Annotated in this window: 17 protein-coding genes; all 17 read left to right on the top strand. The window is 58.7% G+C overall.

Annotated elements, in window-relative coordinates; translation table 11 throughout:
- The first annotated feature begins 10 nt into the window (after nt 1–10).
- The 17 genes from spoIIIAF to ahrC all read left to right on the top strand — a co-directional run bounded on the left by spoIIIAF (nt 11) and on the right by ahrC (nt 13,952).
- The gene (gene spoIIIAF / locus ACSEXW_RS24420; protein ID WP_438448805.1) at nt 11–727 is read left to right on the top strand and encodes a stage III sporulation protein AF; all 717 of its coding nucleotides are present in this window, start codon (nt 11–13) and stop codon (nt 725–727) included.
- 31 nt (nt 728–758) lie between these two features.
- On the top strand, nt 759–1,400 hold the full coding sequence (gene spoIIIAG, locus ACSEXW_RS24425) for a stage III sporulation protein AG (RefSeq protein WP_438448806.1): 642 nt from the start codon (nt 759–761) through the stop codon (nt 1,398–1,400).
- 81 nt (nt 1,401–1,481) lie between these two features.
- Nucleotides 1,482–2,156, top strand: coding sequence for a SpoIIIAH-like family protein (locus tag ACSEXW_RS24430; RefSeq protein WP_438448807.1), 675 nt, complete (start codon nt 1,482–1,484; stop codon nt 2,154–2,156).
- A 305-nt stretch (nt 2,157–2,461) separates the two neighbouring features.
- Entirely contained in the window at nt 2,462–2,947 is a 486-nt protein-coding gene (gene accB, locus ACSEXW_RS24435) for an acetyl-CoA carboxylase biotin carboxyl carrier protein (RefSeq protein WP_438448808.1), read from the top strand.
- A 72-nt stretch (nt 2,948–3,019) separates the two neighbouring features.
- Complete coding sequence (accC, locus tag ACSEXW_RS24440; protein WP_438448809.1) at nt 3,020–4,378, top strand: acetyl-CoA carboxylase biotin carboxylase subunit; 1,359 nt, start codon at nt 3,020–3,022, stop codon at nt 4,376–4,378.
- Between the two features lie 150 nt (nt 4,379–4,528).
- A complete protein-coding gene (locus ACSEXW_RS24445; protein WP_438448810.1) occupies nt 4,529–4,942 on the top strand; it encodes an Asp23/Gls24 family envelope stress response protein in 414 nt (137 codons plus the stop codon).
- A 200-nt stretch (nt 4,943–5,142) separates the two neighbouring features.
- Nucleotides 5,143–5,703 carry an alkaline shock response membrane anchor protein AmaP gene (gene amaP, locus ACSEXW_RS24450; RefSeq protein WP_438448811.1) on the top strand — a complete coding sequence of 187 codons (561 nt, stop codon included), beginning with the start codon at nt 5,143–5,145 and terminating at the stop codon, nt 5,701–5,703.
- Nucleotides 5,704–5,717: 14 nt separating this feature from the next.
- A complete protein-coding gene (locus tag ACSEXW_RS24455; RefSeq protein ID WP_438448812.1) occupies nt 5,718–5,945 on the top strand; it encodes a DUF2273 domain-containing protein in 228 nt (75 codons plus the stop codon).
- Nucleotides 5,946–6,124: 179 nt separating this feature from the next.
- Nucleotides 6,125–6,574 (top strand): transcription antitermination factor NusB, encoded by a 450-nt coding sequence (gene nusB, locus ACSEXW_RS24460; protein WP_438448813.1) that lies wholly within the window; start codon nt 6,125–6,127, stop codon nt 6,572–6,574.
- 34 nt (nt 6,575–6,608) lie between these two features.
- The gene (folD, locus tag ACSEXW_RS24465; RefSeq protein ID WP_438448814.1) at nt 6,609–7,466 is read left to right on the top strand and encodes a bifunctional methylenetetrahydrofolate dehydrogenase/methenyltetrahydrofolate cyclohydrolase FolD; all 858 of its coding nucleotides are present in this window, start codon (nt 6,609–6,611) and stop codon (nt 7,464–7,466) included.
- A gap of 6 nt (nt 7,467–7,472) precedes the next feature.
- Nucleotides 7,473–8,840, top strand: a complete 1,368-nt coding sequence (gene xseA, locus ACSEXW_RS24470) for an exodeoxyribonuclease VII large subunit (RefSeq protein ID WP_438448815.1) — start codon at nt 7,473–7,475, stop codon at nt 8,838–8,840.
- A 19-nt stretch (nt 8,841–8,859) separates the two neighbouring features.
- The gene (gene xseB / locus ACSEXW_RS24475) at nt 8,860–9,102 is read left to right on the top strand and encodes an exodeoxyribonuclease VII small subunit (protein WP_438448861.1); all 243 of its coding nucleotides are present in this window, start codon (nt 8,860–8,862) and stop codon (nt 9,100–9,102) included.
- Between the two features lie 5 nt (nt 9,103–9,107).
- Entirely contained in the window at nt 9,108–10,046 is a 939-nt protein-coding gene (locus ACSEXW_RS24480) for a polyprenyl synthetase family protein (protein WP_438448816.1), read from the top strand.
- Nucleotides 10,047–10,150: 104 nt separating this feature from the next.
- Entirely contained in the window at nt 10,151–12,031 is a 1,881-nt protein-coding gene (gene dxs / locus ACSEXW_RS24485; protein ID WP_438448817.1) for a 1-deoxy-D-xylulose-5-phosphate synthase, read from the top strand.
- Between the two features lie 51 nt (nt 12,032–12,082).
- Nucleotides 12,083–12,898 carry a TlyA family RNA methyltransferase gene (locus tag ACSEXW_RS24490; RefSeq protein ID WP_438448818.1) on the top strand — a complete coding sequence of 272 codons (816 nt, stop codon included), beginning with the start codon at nt 12,083–12,085 and terminating at the stop codon, nt 12,896–12,898.
- Nucleotides 12,899–13,039: 141 nt separating this feature from the next.
- Nucleotides 13,040–13,492 (top strand): hypothetical protein, encoded by a 453-nt coding sequence (locus ACSEXW_RS24495; RefSeq protein ID WP_438448819.1) that lies wholly within the window; start codon nt 13,040–13,042, stop codon nt 13,490–13,492.
- Between the two features lie 10 nt (nt 13,493–13,502).
- The gene (ahrC, locus tag ACSEXW_RS24500; RefSeq protein ID WP_438448820.1) at nt 13,503–13,952 is read left to right on the top strand and encodes a transcriptional regulator AhrC/ArgR; all 450 of its coding nucleotides are present in this window, start codon (nt 13,503–13,505) and stop codon (nt 13,950–13,952) included.
- Nucleotide 13,953 lies beyond the last annotated feature (1 nt).

Consider the following 13,953-nt stretch of genomic DNA (forward strand, 5'->3'; position numbering starts at 1 on the left):
GGATGCGCGAATGATGGGGTGGTTAAGCGATTGGCTGAAGCAAGTGATTCTCATCATCCTCTTGGCCGCCTTCGTAGACCTGCTGCTGCCGAACCAGACGATGCAGCGGTACGTGAAGACCGTCGTCAGCCTGTTCATCCTGATGGTGCTCCTTACTCCCGTGTTCGAGCTGTTCCAGCGGGGCTGGGATGCGGATAAGCTCCTGGCGGAAGCGGAGCGGCTGCAGTCAGAGGCCAAGGCCGGCGGGGCAGGGCCCCAAAAGAGCTCTCTCCGGAGCCTGGCGGAGATCATGGAGGATTCCCGCAAGCTTCAGGCGGGGAACGGGGAGGACGCCAAGAAGCTGGCCGAGGCGCGGCTGGCCGAGGAGATGAAGGCCGGGCTGGAGCAGGCAACCGGCGTGAAGGTTGCAGAGCTTGCGGCTCAGATTAACGTCGATAATCAAGGCAATCCCGCGGTCGGGTACGTGCGGGCAGTCCTTTTACATAAACAGAAGCTGGAGGCGGCGGCTCCGGCTGCGGCCGATACGGTTCGTCCCATCGCCGGTGTCAAAGTGGAGGCGGTAAAGCCCGTCACGGTATCCATCGGAACGGCCGCGACGGAAGCCAAGCCGGCGGTGGCGGAAGCTGCCGAGCCGGTGCCGGAAGAAGTCCGATCCGACGCCGAACGCTACTTCCGTCAGGAATGGAGGCTGGCGCCGGACAAGATTGTGATCCGATTCGGACCGTAGGAGATGAGCATGAACGGGAGGTGAGGCCGATTTGGGAGCATGGTTGAAAAAAATCGAGGAGCTTCTGTCGGGAGGACCCGGCGGAAGCAAAAGAGTGAAGACCTTCCGCTGGCTGATTCTGATCGGGTTGGCGGGATGCGCGCTCATGATCTTGAACAGTTTCTCGTTTTTGAACATCAAGAACGTCGATCCGATTCAGCAGGGGGCTTCGCCTCCCGGGAATGCGGCGGCGCCCGCTTTCGGCTCGGGCGTCAGCAAAGAGCAGGCGACCTTCAAGGATTACGAGCAGGCTTATGAGTCGAAGCTGCGGGATATTTTGACCAAGATCGTGGGGGTCGGCGAGGTGGAGGTGATGGTGACCATCGATTCCACGGAGGAGCTGCAGGTGGAGAAGAGCACCAAGGACACCCAGCAGACGACCAACGAGAAGGCGGGAGACGGCGCCACGCGCCACATCTCGGATGTGAGCCAACAGCGGGATCCGGTGACCATGAACCAGTCGGGCGATCAGGTCCCCCTGGTGACCAAGACGATTAAGCCCAAGATCCGCGGAGTCGTCGTGGTGGCGAAGGGCGCCGAGAACGCTACGGTGAAAAAGCTGATCTCCGATGCGGTGGAGCGGGGGCTGGAGGTGCCGGCCCACCGGATCTCGGTGATCCCCCGCAAGCAGTAACGAAGCATTTGCCCATTCCGGAATCATCCCGCCAACCGGCGGGCCCCATAAACCCATACCATTATTTAGGAGGAATAAACGATGAATACGAAGAGACAAACAATTTGGTTGGTATCCATGCTGAGCCTGATGGTGGTTCTGTCCGCCTACTACCTGTTCACCGAGGACGTCAGCAAGCTGAACACCGCATCCGACAAGGTCACCCAGGAAGGCATCAAGGTCACCACGGACGTGAAGGATCCCCAAGCCGGCGATCAAGCCGTAAGCGGCGGCCTGGCATCCAGCACCAGCACTAGCACCGGCAACGCCTCGAAGACCGGCGACACCTCGAAGACCGGCGACGCCAAGGCGGCCCAAGGCCAGACCACGGATTCCAAGGTCCTGGAGAAGATGGCCAGCGCCAAATCCGGAGCGGAATACTTCGCCGAGCTGGCCTTCAAGCGCAACCAGGAATTTACCAAGCAGATCGAGCAGCTGTTGAACACGACGGCCGATACGAAGAAGTCTGCCGACGAGATCTCCAAGGCTCACGACGAGTATGAGAGAGTCCAAACCATGCAGGCCAAGGTGGAGAACCTGGAGGATCTGCTGATGAAATCCTACAAGAACGCCATCGTGCTGGAGGAAGGCAAGAAATACAAGGCCGTCGTTCAAGCCGACAAGCTGGACGCCAAGCAGGCTCAAAGCATCATCGACATGATGATCAAGGAGCTGAACGTCACCAAGGACACCGTGTCCGTCCAATACATGCATTGATCCGGGGGCCGGAGGGCATCCGGAGAAGGGAGCCAGCCGGACCGCCGGAGGGCTCCCTTCTTCTCCCATCGGGGCTCAGCAGGGCTGCAAGAGGAGGGATAAACGATCATCCAATGGTCAATTAAAAGTGGGACGCCGTAATAGGACTAGGTTATAATACAGTCTTGTAGTGGAAAAATATTGTGTTATAATAACAACGTTGTACTAGTGCCCGTTTGGCGCGGCGTTTACGGACGACCCATGGATGGGCTTTATTTTTGCCAGTTTGCTGCTGGCGCAAAAAACTCTTGGGAGTGGGACGGCACATGTTCAAACTGAGCGAAATCAAGGAATTGGTCAAGCTGATTGACCAATCGTCCTTACAGGAACTCGAAATTCAAAATGAAGGATATAAACTCTCGCTTCGCAAGCCTAACGTTACGGAGTCCGTGCTGGTGACACATGCTCCCGTACACTCGGCTGTTCCGGCCCCTGCGGGACAGATGGCTCCGGTGGCTGCCGTGGAGGTCCGCTCCGAGCTGCCGGCCGCCTCCAAGGACGACGACACCGCACACCTTCACCGGATCGTCTCCCCGATGGTAGGGACATTCTATCACGCTCCGTCTCCGGATGCTCCCGTGTTCGTCAAGCCGGGGGATAAGGTATCCGAGAAGACCGTCGTGTGCATCGTGGAAGCGATGAAGCTGATGAACGAGATCGAAGCCGAAGTAAAGGGCGAAGTCGTGGAAGTGCTGGTGGAGAATGGCCAGCTGGTGGAGTACGGACAGCCGTTGTTCCTCGTCCGCACCTAAACGAAAGCTCGCTCGCGTCTATTTGGGCCGCACCGTTACGGTGCCGGCCGAATCGGAGGGATCAAATTCAACATGGCGTTTCATAAAATCTTGATTGCCAACCGGGGCGAAATTGCCGTCCGGATCATCCGGGCGTGCCGTGAAATGGGCATCTATACCGTAGCCGTCTATTCCGAGGCGGACCGGGAGTCGCTTCACGTCCGTCTGGCGGATGAAGCTTACTGCATCGGGCCGACCTTGTCGAAGGACAGCTACTTGAACTTTACGAATCTGATGAGCGTGGCGACGCTTACGGACGTGGACGCCGTCCACCCGGGCTACGGCTTCCTGGCCGAGAACGCGGACTTCGCGGAGATCTGCGAGCGCTGCAACATCACCTTCATCGGTCCTTCTCCGGACGCCATCAACCGTATGGGCGACAAGTCCGTGGCGAAGACCACGATGAAGGATGCCGGCGTACCCGTTATTCCGGGCTCCGACGGTTTGGTGGAGGATCTGGACGAAGCCGTTATGATCGCCAGGGATATCGGATATCCGGTGATCATCAAGGCGACGGCGGGCGGCGGAGGCAAGGGCATCCGGATCGCCGAAGACGAGTCGACACTCGTTCAACAGATCACCACCGCTCAGCAGGAAGCATCCAAGGCCTTCGGCAATGCGGGCGTCTACTTGGAGAAGTACTTGACCGGCATGAAGCACGTAGAAATTCAGATCATGGCGGACAAACACGGCAACGCCGTCCATCTGGGCGAGCGCGACTGCTCCGTGCAGCGCCGCCGCCAGAAGCTGGTGGAGGAGGCTCCCTGCTCCATTCTGACCCCGGAGATCCGGGCCAAGATGGGCGAGGCCGCCGTACGGGCAGCCCGCGCGGTGAATTATTCCGGCGCAGGTACGCTGGAGTTCTTGTTGGGGCCGGACGGCAGCTTCTACTTCATGGAGATGAACACCCGGATCCAGGTGGAGCATCCCGTCACCGAGATGGTCACGGGCGTCGACCTGATCAAGGAAATGATCCGAGTAGCCGAAGGCGAGCCGTTGTCCTTCAGCCAAGAGGATGTTAAGCTGAAGGGCTGGGCCATCGAGTGCCGCATCAACGCGGAGGATCCGGAGCGCAACTTCATGCCTTCGCCGGGCCAGATCAACTTCTATCTGCCTCCTGGCGGCTTGGGAGTTCGGGTGGACAGCTCGGCATATCCGGGATATGTCATCTCGCCCCATTACGACTCCATGATCGCCAAGCTGATCGTGTGGGCGGACACCCGCGAGGAAGCCATCGCCCGCATGAGCCGGGCCTTGTCCGAGTTCGCCATTGAAGGCGTGAGCACCACCATCGGGTTCCATCAGAAGCTCCTCCGCCATAAGAAATTCATAGCAGGCGACTTCGACATCAAGTTTCTCGAGGAGCATGACGTGAACGACCCGGAATCCTAAAGAGTTTGTCATAAATCGGCTCCAATGGTATAGTTATATATTATGGCAGGCTTGTTCAAGCCCTGCCAGCAGAAGCCGGTTGTTACGGCGTAAGCGGTTTTATCGACCGCGAGGCCGAAGTGGTTGGCGAATACTCTTAGGAGGTGTCTCATGAGTACCATAGCTCCGGATTATGAGAAGACGGATATGGGCAACATTCAGATTGCCCCTGAAGTAATCGAAGTGATCGCCGGCTTGGCATCCGTTGAAGTGGAGGGCGTAGCAGGAATGAGCGGCGGCTTCGCCAGCGGCGTAGCCGAGCTTCTCGGACGCAAGAACCTGTCCAAGGGCGTGAAGGTGGAGGTTGGCCAGAAGGAAGCGGCCATCGATGTTTCCATCATCGTCATGTACGGCCATCGGATTCCGACCGTTGCATCCGATATCCAGCGCAATGTGAAGCAAGCCATCGAATCCATGACCGGTCTTGATGTGGTGGAAGTCAACGTACATATCCACGGCGTCCATTTTAAGAACCCGGAAGCACGTCCCGTGGAGGAAGAAGCACCGGTTATCCGACTCAAATAGGCATGATCTTAACCTAACGCATGGACGCCCCTGCTTTGGTCGGGGGCTGCTTTTCGCCCATCGGCATGCGCCTCCGCCACCGGCCTCTACCGGAAGGAGGAGGCATGCCGATTGGCATGGGTGCATCTGCTACATGAGCGTGCGGGCGGGAACACCGGGCCGTTACGCTTTTCTTTTTAAGAGGAAGGGGACAAGCCATCGTGGCCAAAATCATCGACCGACTCCTGCTATTTCTATTCAGTCTGGCGATCCTCGTTGCAACCTGCTGCATGCTGGCGGCATCCTTCAATTGGATTCCGCAGGACGTAACGCAAGATTTCATTGAGAAGGTATACACGGACACCCGTACGGCCATCGCTTTCATTGCGGGTTGCGCCGTGCTGATCCTGATCAGCATCCGTTTGTTCTACATTTCCGTCCGGTCGGTCAATGCGATGCCGCCTTCCTTCGACCAGCGGAATGAGCTGGGAGCACTGAAGGTTTCGGTGGATACTATCGAGAATCTGGCTCTGAAGGCCGCAAGCCGCATTCGGGGAGTGAAGGACCTGCGCGCCCGCGTCGGTGCGGGACATGCAGGGATTGAGATTACGATCCGCAGCGTGGTGGATGGGGAAACGTCCATTCCGGCCATGACGGAAGAGATGCAGAACGCCGTCAAGCAGCAGATTGAGGAGATCACCGGTTTCCCGGTAGCGTCGGTCTCCGTCTTTATTGCGAATGTGGCGCAATCCACTCCGACCTTCAAAAGCCGGGTTGAATAGAGGGGGCTCCCGAGATGTGGATGGAGTTGTGGGAGAACCACAAAGGGAAGATCCTGGGTACGGCTTTCGGCTTTTTCCTCGGCCTGTTATACCTGACCGTCGGATTTTGGGACATGCTGATCTTTGCATTCATCGTGTTTATCGGGTATTATATGGGAAAAAAGCGGGATCAAGGCGAACGTTTGGTCCATATCGAGGTCTTATGGCGATGGCTGTCGGAAAGATGGAGAATGTTCAGATAGACGCCAACTAGCGCATGCATCTGCGGTTCTTCGGCGTCACCTACGGAAGCTGCGAACGCCCCTCGTCCAAGAGGGGGTCGCAGGACCTTTTCCTGTGGAACGGCACCGCAGCGACAGCAGTGCCCTTTCATAGGATTTTGTGTTTTATTGGTAATTCAGACCGGGAGGATGGTCTTTCGATGAGACGGAGACTGGCGAGGGAATTAGCGGTACAGAGTCTGTACCAGATGAGAATGAACGAGGTTGAGATGGAGCAGGCCATCCGGGCCGTAATCGAGGAGGCGCTCCAGGATAACGAAGGGGAGCTCCGCCAGAAGAACGAGGATATCACGCCCGAAGCAGTGCGGGAGCTGGTGTCGGGAACGCAGCAGCACCTCGATACGATCGATATCCTGATGCAGGACTATCTGAAGGGCTGGAGTATGGACCGTCTGTCCAAGGTGGATCGGGAGATTCTCCGCCTGGGGGTGTATGAGATGATCTACCGCCAGGATGTGCCGCCGAAGGTTGTCGTCAACGAAGCCATCGAGATGTCCAAGCATTTCGGCACGGAGGAATCCGGCAAGTTCGTCAACGGCGTTCTGGGCAAGATGATCAGCCAACTCGACGACATCAAGGCAAAGCTGTAATCCATACATATATACGGGGCAGGGGGAATGAGACGTGACAGCGCATGTGATTAACGGAAAAGAATTGGTCAGCTCCGTTCGGGAGCAGTTTAAGCAGGAGGTTTCGGAGCTTGCCGAGAAGGGAATCCAGCCGGGTCTCGCCGTGGTCCTCGTCGGAGACGATGCGGCTTCCGCCGTATATGTGCGGAACAAGGCCAAGGCCTGCGAAGCGGCGGGCATCTACTCCGTCGTCCACCGCCTGCCGGCCGAGACCTCCCAGGAGGAGCTGCTGAAGCTGATCTCGGAGCTGAATGGGGATGCTGCCATCAACGGTATTCTGGTGCAGCTCCCGCTTCCGAAGCATATTCACGAGGAAACCGTCCTTGACGCCATCGACGTAGCCAAGGACGTGGATTGCTTCCATCCGGTCAACGTGGGGAACCTGATGATCGGCAAGAAGGGCTTCCTGCCCTGCACGCCGGCCGGCGTCATCGAGATATTGAAGCGCATGGACGTACAGATCTCCGGCAAGCACGCCGTCGTGATCGGCCGCAGCAACATCGTCGGCAAACCGATGGCCATGCTGCTCCTGCGCGAGCACGCGACCGTCACCGTCTGCCACTCCAAGACTCCGAACATGGAGGAGATTACCCGGCAGGCGGATATCCTGATCGCGGCTGTCGGACGGGCGCAGATGATCAAGGCCAAGCACGTGAAGCCCGGTGCGGTTGTCGTGGATGTGGGCATTAACCGAATGGAGTCCGGCAAGCTGGCCGGAGACGTGGATTTTGACGATGTGGTGGAAACAGCCGGTATGATTACGCCGGTTCCGGGAGTTGTGGGACCCATGACCATCACCATGCTGCTGAAGAACACCATCGAAGCGGCCAAACGGGCCAACGGGCTGGTGTAACACAGTATGGCCGGAGCATCGGAGCCGAATCAGATCTTGTCCATCAAGGATTTGACCCGGTACATCAAGGGCCGTTTGGAGAACGATCCGCGCTTGGCTGATGTCTGGGTTAGGGGAGAAATCTCCAACTTCACGAGGCATTCCAGCGGACATATGTACTTCACCCTGAAGGACGCGGACAGCCGGGTGAAGGCCATCATGTTCGCGTCCCAGAACCAGCGCCTTATGTTTCTGCCGAAGGACGGAACCAAGGTGCTGGCCAGGGGCAACATCTCCGTCTATGAGCGGGACGGACAATACCAGATGTACATCACCCAGATGCAGCCGGACGGTATCGGCAGCCTGTATCTGGCCTATGAACAGCTGAAGCGCAAGCTGGAGCTGGAGGGGCTCTTCTCGCCCCAGTCCAAGAAGCCAATCCCCCGCTTCCCTAGGGCGGTGGGCGTCATTACTTCCCCGACAGGCGCCGCGGTCCGAGACATCATCACGACCTTGCAGCGGCGATATCCGGCCGTGCCGATTCTGCTGTACCCGGTATCGGTGCAGGGGACCCACGCGGCTCCGTCCATCGTCCGGGCGATTGAGGCGATGAATGAATTGAATGAGGTGGATGTGCTCATCGTCGGACGGGGCGGCGGCAGTCTCGAGGAGCTGTGGGCATTCAACGAGGAGATAGTGGCCCGGGCCATCTACGCCTCCGTGCTGCCCGTCATCTCCGCCGTCGGCCACGAGACCGACTTCACCATCGCGGACTTCGTGGCGGATCTGCGGGCGGCGACTCCCACCGCGGCGGCCGAGTTGGCCGTGCCCCATCACCTGGAGCTGAAGCAGCAGTTAGCCTATGAAACCCAGCGCCTCTACAGAGGACTGCAGCGCCGCCTGCAGGAGAGCCGGGAGCGTCTGGAGCGGGCGAAGCGGTCGCCGTACCTCACGAATCCGAGAAGGCAGCTGCTTCAGCCCTCGGAGCGCCTGGACCGGCTGACCGAACGGCTCCGCTATCGGATGACGGAGCGCTTGGACCGGGCGAGGCAGCGGAAGCTGCGCTTGGAGCATACCTTGGCATCCTTCAACCCGAGGGATCAAGTGCTCTATGCCCGCAAACGTTCCGTTACCGCAGAGAAGCAGCTGATCCTGGCGATGCATACGCTGGTGAGAGGGAAGCGGGCGGAATTCGAGTCCCGGATCCGGCATCTGGATGCGCTCAGCCCCCTGAAGATCATGCAGAGAGGCTACAGCCTCGTCTATAATGAGAAGCAAACCGCACTCATCAAATCGATCAAGCAGATCCAGCCGGGCGATATCTTGAAGGTTCGTCTCCGGGACGGCCAAGTGGACGCCCATGTATGGGCCATGGAGGAGAAAACGGATGGGTAAGGAAACGAACCCGGCGGCAGTGCCGGATGAAGAGAGCATAAGCTTCGAAGCGGCCATGGAACGGCTGGAATCCATCGTAGGCAAGCTCGAAAGCGGAGATGTTCCGCTGGAGATGGCCATCGAGCTCTTCCAGCAGGGCATGAAGCTGTCCCAACTGTGCAGCGGCAAGCTGGAGCAAGTGGAACGCAAAATCGAAATGCTTGTAGAGGAGAACGGCGCCTACGGCAGGAAGCCGGTTGCTCCCTTAAACGACGAAGGGTGATCGAGATGCGGACAACGGGAGACAAGCTGACACGGAACAGCATAGAAGCGTATATCAAAAGTCACGCGGAACAGGTGGAGGCTGAGTTGTCCCGTTGCCTGCCTGCGGAGTGGGCTGTGCCGCAGCCCTTGCGCGAATCCATGCATTATTCACTCATGGCCGGAGGCAAGCGCCTGCGGCCTATTCTCGTCCTGGCTGCTGCGGAGGCCGTATCCGGCCAGAGCGGCGGGCGGACAACCGAGATGGCCATGCCGGTGGCCTGTGCCATCGAGATGATTCATACGTACTCCCTGATCCATGACGATCTGCCGGCTATGGACAACGACGACTTCCGCCGCGGCAAGCCAACCAATCACAAAGTGTTCGGCGAAGCCATGGCGATTCTGGCCGGGGATGCACTCTTGACCCACGCGTTCTACAGCATCGCCCGCGCCTCCAAAACGTACGGCGCGCCAGCGGATGCCGTACTCTCCATCGTGGAGGAGCTGTCCGTTTACGCCGGGGCGAAGGGAATGGTCGGCGGCCAGGCTGCGGATATGCTGGGGGAGCAGGGCTTGACGGAGCGCGAGGAGCTGGACTTCATCCACACCCATAAGACGGGAGATCTCATCGTCTTTTCTCTGAAGGCCGGAGCCCGCATCGCAGGCGCAACCGAGGAGCAGCTGCATGCTCTGGAAACCTATGGGTACAATATAGGTCTCGCCTTCCAGATACAAGACGACATCCTGGATCTGACGGGAGACGCTGAGAAGCTGGGCAAGCCGCTGAACAGCGATGAGAAGCAGATGAAGGTCACGTATCCTTATTTTATCGGCCTGGAGGCTTCGGCCGCCAAGGTCCACGAGCTGACGGAGGCGGGCAAGCTGGCCATACAGGCCGCCGGCTTCGCCGATCCGGTCCGGCTTCTGGAGCTGGCCGACTATCTCATGAAGCGGGATCATTAAGCGTATCCGGACAGGCACATTCGTTGTGACGATTTTCTGAACTGTGCTATAATGTTCCGTAATACGTAGAATGTATCCACCACAAGGAAAGCGGGGTAACCGACGTGCTCGATCAAATCAACCGGCCACAGGACCTGAAGAAGCTGAACGTCGAAGAACTGGAGGCTTTGGCGGGTGAAATCCGGGATTTTCTGATCGAAAAGCTCTCCGTCACCGGAGGCCATCTGGCTCCCAACCTGGGAGTTGTGGAACTAACCCTGGCCCTGCATTACCACTACAGCTCGCCCCGGGACAAGTTCATCTTCGACGTGGGGCACCAGTCTTATGTGCATAAGATCCTGACGGGTCGCAAGGATCAATTCGATACTCTCCGCAAGTACAAGGGACTCTGCGGTTTCATAAAGCGAAGCGAGAGCGAGCATGACGTGTGGGAAGCGGGCCACAGCAGCACCTCCCTGTCCGCTGCCATGGGCTTTGCCGCCGCCCGCGACCTGCAGGGCGGAAGCAACAAGGTGGTAGCCGTCATCGGTGACGGCGCCATGACCGGCGGGATGGCCTTCGAGGCGCTGAACCATATCGGACATGACAAGAAGGACCTGGTCGTCATTCTGAACGATAACGAGATGTCCATCGCCCCCAATGTGGGAGCCATGCACAATTATCTCGGCAAGATCCGCTCCGGCCGGCATTACCGCAAGGCCAAGGAGGAAGTGGAGCATCTCCTGAAGCGAATCCCTGCCATCGGGGGCAAGCTGGCTAAGACCGTCGAGAAGCTGAAGGATACGCTGAAGTACATGATCGTATCCGGCGTGCTCTTCGAGGAGCTGGGCTTCCAGTACATGGGACCCGTGGACGGCCATAACCTGCCGCAGCTTCTGGAGACGCTTCGGCAGGCGGATAAGCTGGAAGGCCCCGTGATGATCCATGTGATTACGCGCAAGGGCAAGGGCTATTCCCCGGCTGAGGCCGATTCCCACAAGTGGCACGGCATCAGCCCGTACAAGATTGAATCGGGCCAAGTCATGAAGAGCTCCGGGCCGCCGATGTATACCGATATTTTCGGGAGCACGCTGATTGAGCTGGCCGAGAAGGACCCCCGCATCGTGGCGGTTACGCCTGCCATGCCTGGAGGTTCCGGACTGCTGAAGTTCGCGGACCGGTTCCCGGACCGCATGATCGATGTGGGCATAGCCGAGCAGCATGCGGCTACCTTCTGCGCCGGCTTGGCGATTGAAGGCATGAAGCCCGTATACGCCGTATACTCCACCTTCATGCAGCGGGCTTATGACCAGATCGTGCACGACATCGCCCGGCAGAACCTGAACGTGGTGATCGCCATCGACCGGGCCGGCTTCGTCGGACCGGACGGGGAGACCCACCAAGGGGTTTACGACATGGCGTTTCTCCGCAGCATCCCCAACCTGACGATCATGATGCCGAAGGATGAGCAGGAGCTCCGTTCCATGCTACTGACGGCGGTGGACTATAACGAAGGGCCCATTGCGGTACGTTATCCCCGCATCAACGGAAGAGGAGTGGAGCTCCGGCCGATGGAGCTCATCCCGATCGGCACATGGGAGGTTCTCCGGGAGGGCAGGGATGCCGTCGTTCTGGCGGTCGGTCCCATGGTCGAAGTGGCGGAGCAGGCAGCTGAGCTGTTATCCGCACAAGGACATTCCATTCGGGTCGTCAACGCCCGGTTCATCAAGCCGCTGGACGAGGCCATGCTGTTGGAGATCGCCTCCGAGAACCTGCCGGTCATCACGCTGGAGGAGGGCGCCCGCTTGGGCGGCTTCGGCTCCTCGATACTGGAGTTCTTCGCGGACCGGGACATCTTCGGCATACCGGTGAAGAACATGGCGGTTCCCGATTACTTCGTCGAACACGGCAGCATTAAGGAGCAGCGCACCGAAGTCGGTTTGACGGCGGACAACGTCGCCGCCCAGCTGGCGGCATTCATTCCCAAGAAAAGACAGCACGCTTAAGAGGCATGGCGCGGCAAGACGAGGCAGCCTGCTGTTTGGAGGATCGCAACATTGGCAAGCGACAAAGAACGGATTGATCTGCTCCTCGTGGAGCAAGGCTATTTCGATAGCCGGGAAAAGGCAAAGGCCGCCATCATGGCCGGCCTGGTCTTCTCGGGAGAAGAGCGGGTGGAGAAGCCCGGCACCAAGATCTCCAGAGCCTCCGCCCTTACGGTGAAAGGGGCGCCCCATCCGTATGTAAGCCGCGGCGGGCTCAAGCTGGAGAAGGCCATCAAGGCCTTCGGGCTGGATCTGGCCGGGAAGCGGATGCTGGACATCGGCGCCTCCACCGGGGGCTTTACCGACTGTGCGCTGCAGCATGGAGCGGAGAAGGTCTGCGCCGTGGATGTGGGCTACAACCAATTGGATTGGTCGCTTCGCAATGATCCAAGAGTCATCGTGATGGAGAGGACCAATTTCCGCTATGTGGAGGCCAAGGATCTGAACGGCTTCGAGCCGGATTTGGCCACGATCGACGTCTCCTTCATCTCCCTGCACCTGATTCTGCCCCCTCTCACGAAGCTGCTCCCACCGGGAGGCGGCGTCATGGCCCTGATCAAGCCACAATTCGAGGCCGGGCGGGAGCAGGTCGGCAAGTCGGGAGTGGTACGGGATCCGGATATCCACCGGAGCGTGGTGAAGTCGGTGCTGGATTTTGCCGCTCAGCTGGATTTCCGGCTTCAAGGGCTTTCGTTCTCGCCCATTACAGGGGGAGAAGGGAATATCGAATTCCTCGCTTATTGGACTTACGGTGCGGAAGGCGGTACAGAGGAGCTGTCAGGGCTGGTGGAAGAAACTGTCCGGCAAGCCCACGCGACCTTCCGTTAACATTGGCATCCTAAGGAATACGGACCGTCCGCTGCCGATGCAGCCGGCCGGAATGCCGTTTTTTTCTTGGGATGTTTCTGCGTTCCGGCAGGATTTCCGGAAGACCCTCTCGAAATGATAGATATCGGGAGGGATGGCGGCATGTACCGGGGAGACAGTCTCATACTCATTCTGCTCAGTCTGTTCACCGCGGGTGTTCTCTTGATGTGGCTCCGCAAGTGGATCACTGCGCCACCCAAGGTTCAGCATCCGGTCGTGCCTGATGAGGAGATCATGGTGACCGAGGCCGTCGAGCTTCTGGAATTCGCCGGTTACGAGGTGTGGACCGGCAAGCGCAAGGTGCCGATCACCGTTTCCGTCAATGACCGGACCGAGCTGGAGACCCGGTTGTTCATCGACCATTTCGCCGCGGAGGGGGACAAGTTATATATCGTGAAGCTGGCCCGCGACCGCAAGCCGATCGATCGGACCGGAAGCGGACTCCGGGATGGGCTTCTGGTGTACCAGCTGCTCTACGAACAGACCGAGGGCATTCTGCTGGTGGACCCGAAACTCCGGACCATAGACAAAATCCATTTCTCCATAGAACGCTAAGGAGGCAGCCATGAAAGGCCAACGCCACGTCAAAATCAGAGAAATCTTAACGAACCACGAGATCGAAACCCAGGACGAGTTGGTGGAGGCGCTCCGCAATTCCGGCTTCAACGTGACCCAGGCCACGGTATCCAGGGATATCAAGGAGCTCCATTTGGTCAAGACACCGCTGGATAACGGCCGGTATAAGTATTCCCTGCCCACGGAGCAGCGGTTCAATCCCTTGTCCCGGCTGAAGCGGGTGCTGGGGGACCATTTTGTGAACATCGATTATACGGAGAATCTGGTCGTCATGAAGAGCATGCCGGGAACCGCCAATGCCATTGGGGCGCTGATCGACAGCCTCGAATGGCCGGAGGTCATGGGCACCATCTGCGGTGACGACACCATCCTCATGATCTGCCGGACCAAGGAGCAGAGCAAGGAGATTGTGGATCGGGTGTTTTCCATGCTGTCCTGAC

It is taken from the genome of Oryzibacillus soli, from assembly GCF_051594765.1.
Lineage (GTDB): Bacteria > Bacillota > Bacilli > Paenibacillales > NBRC-103111 > Paenibacillus_AR.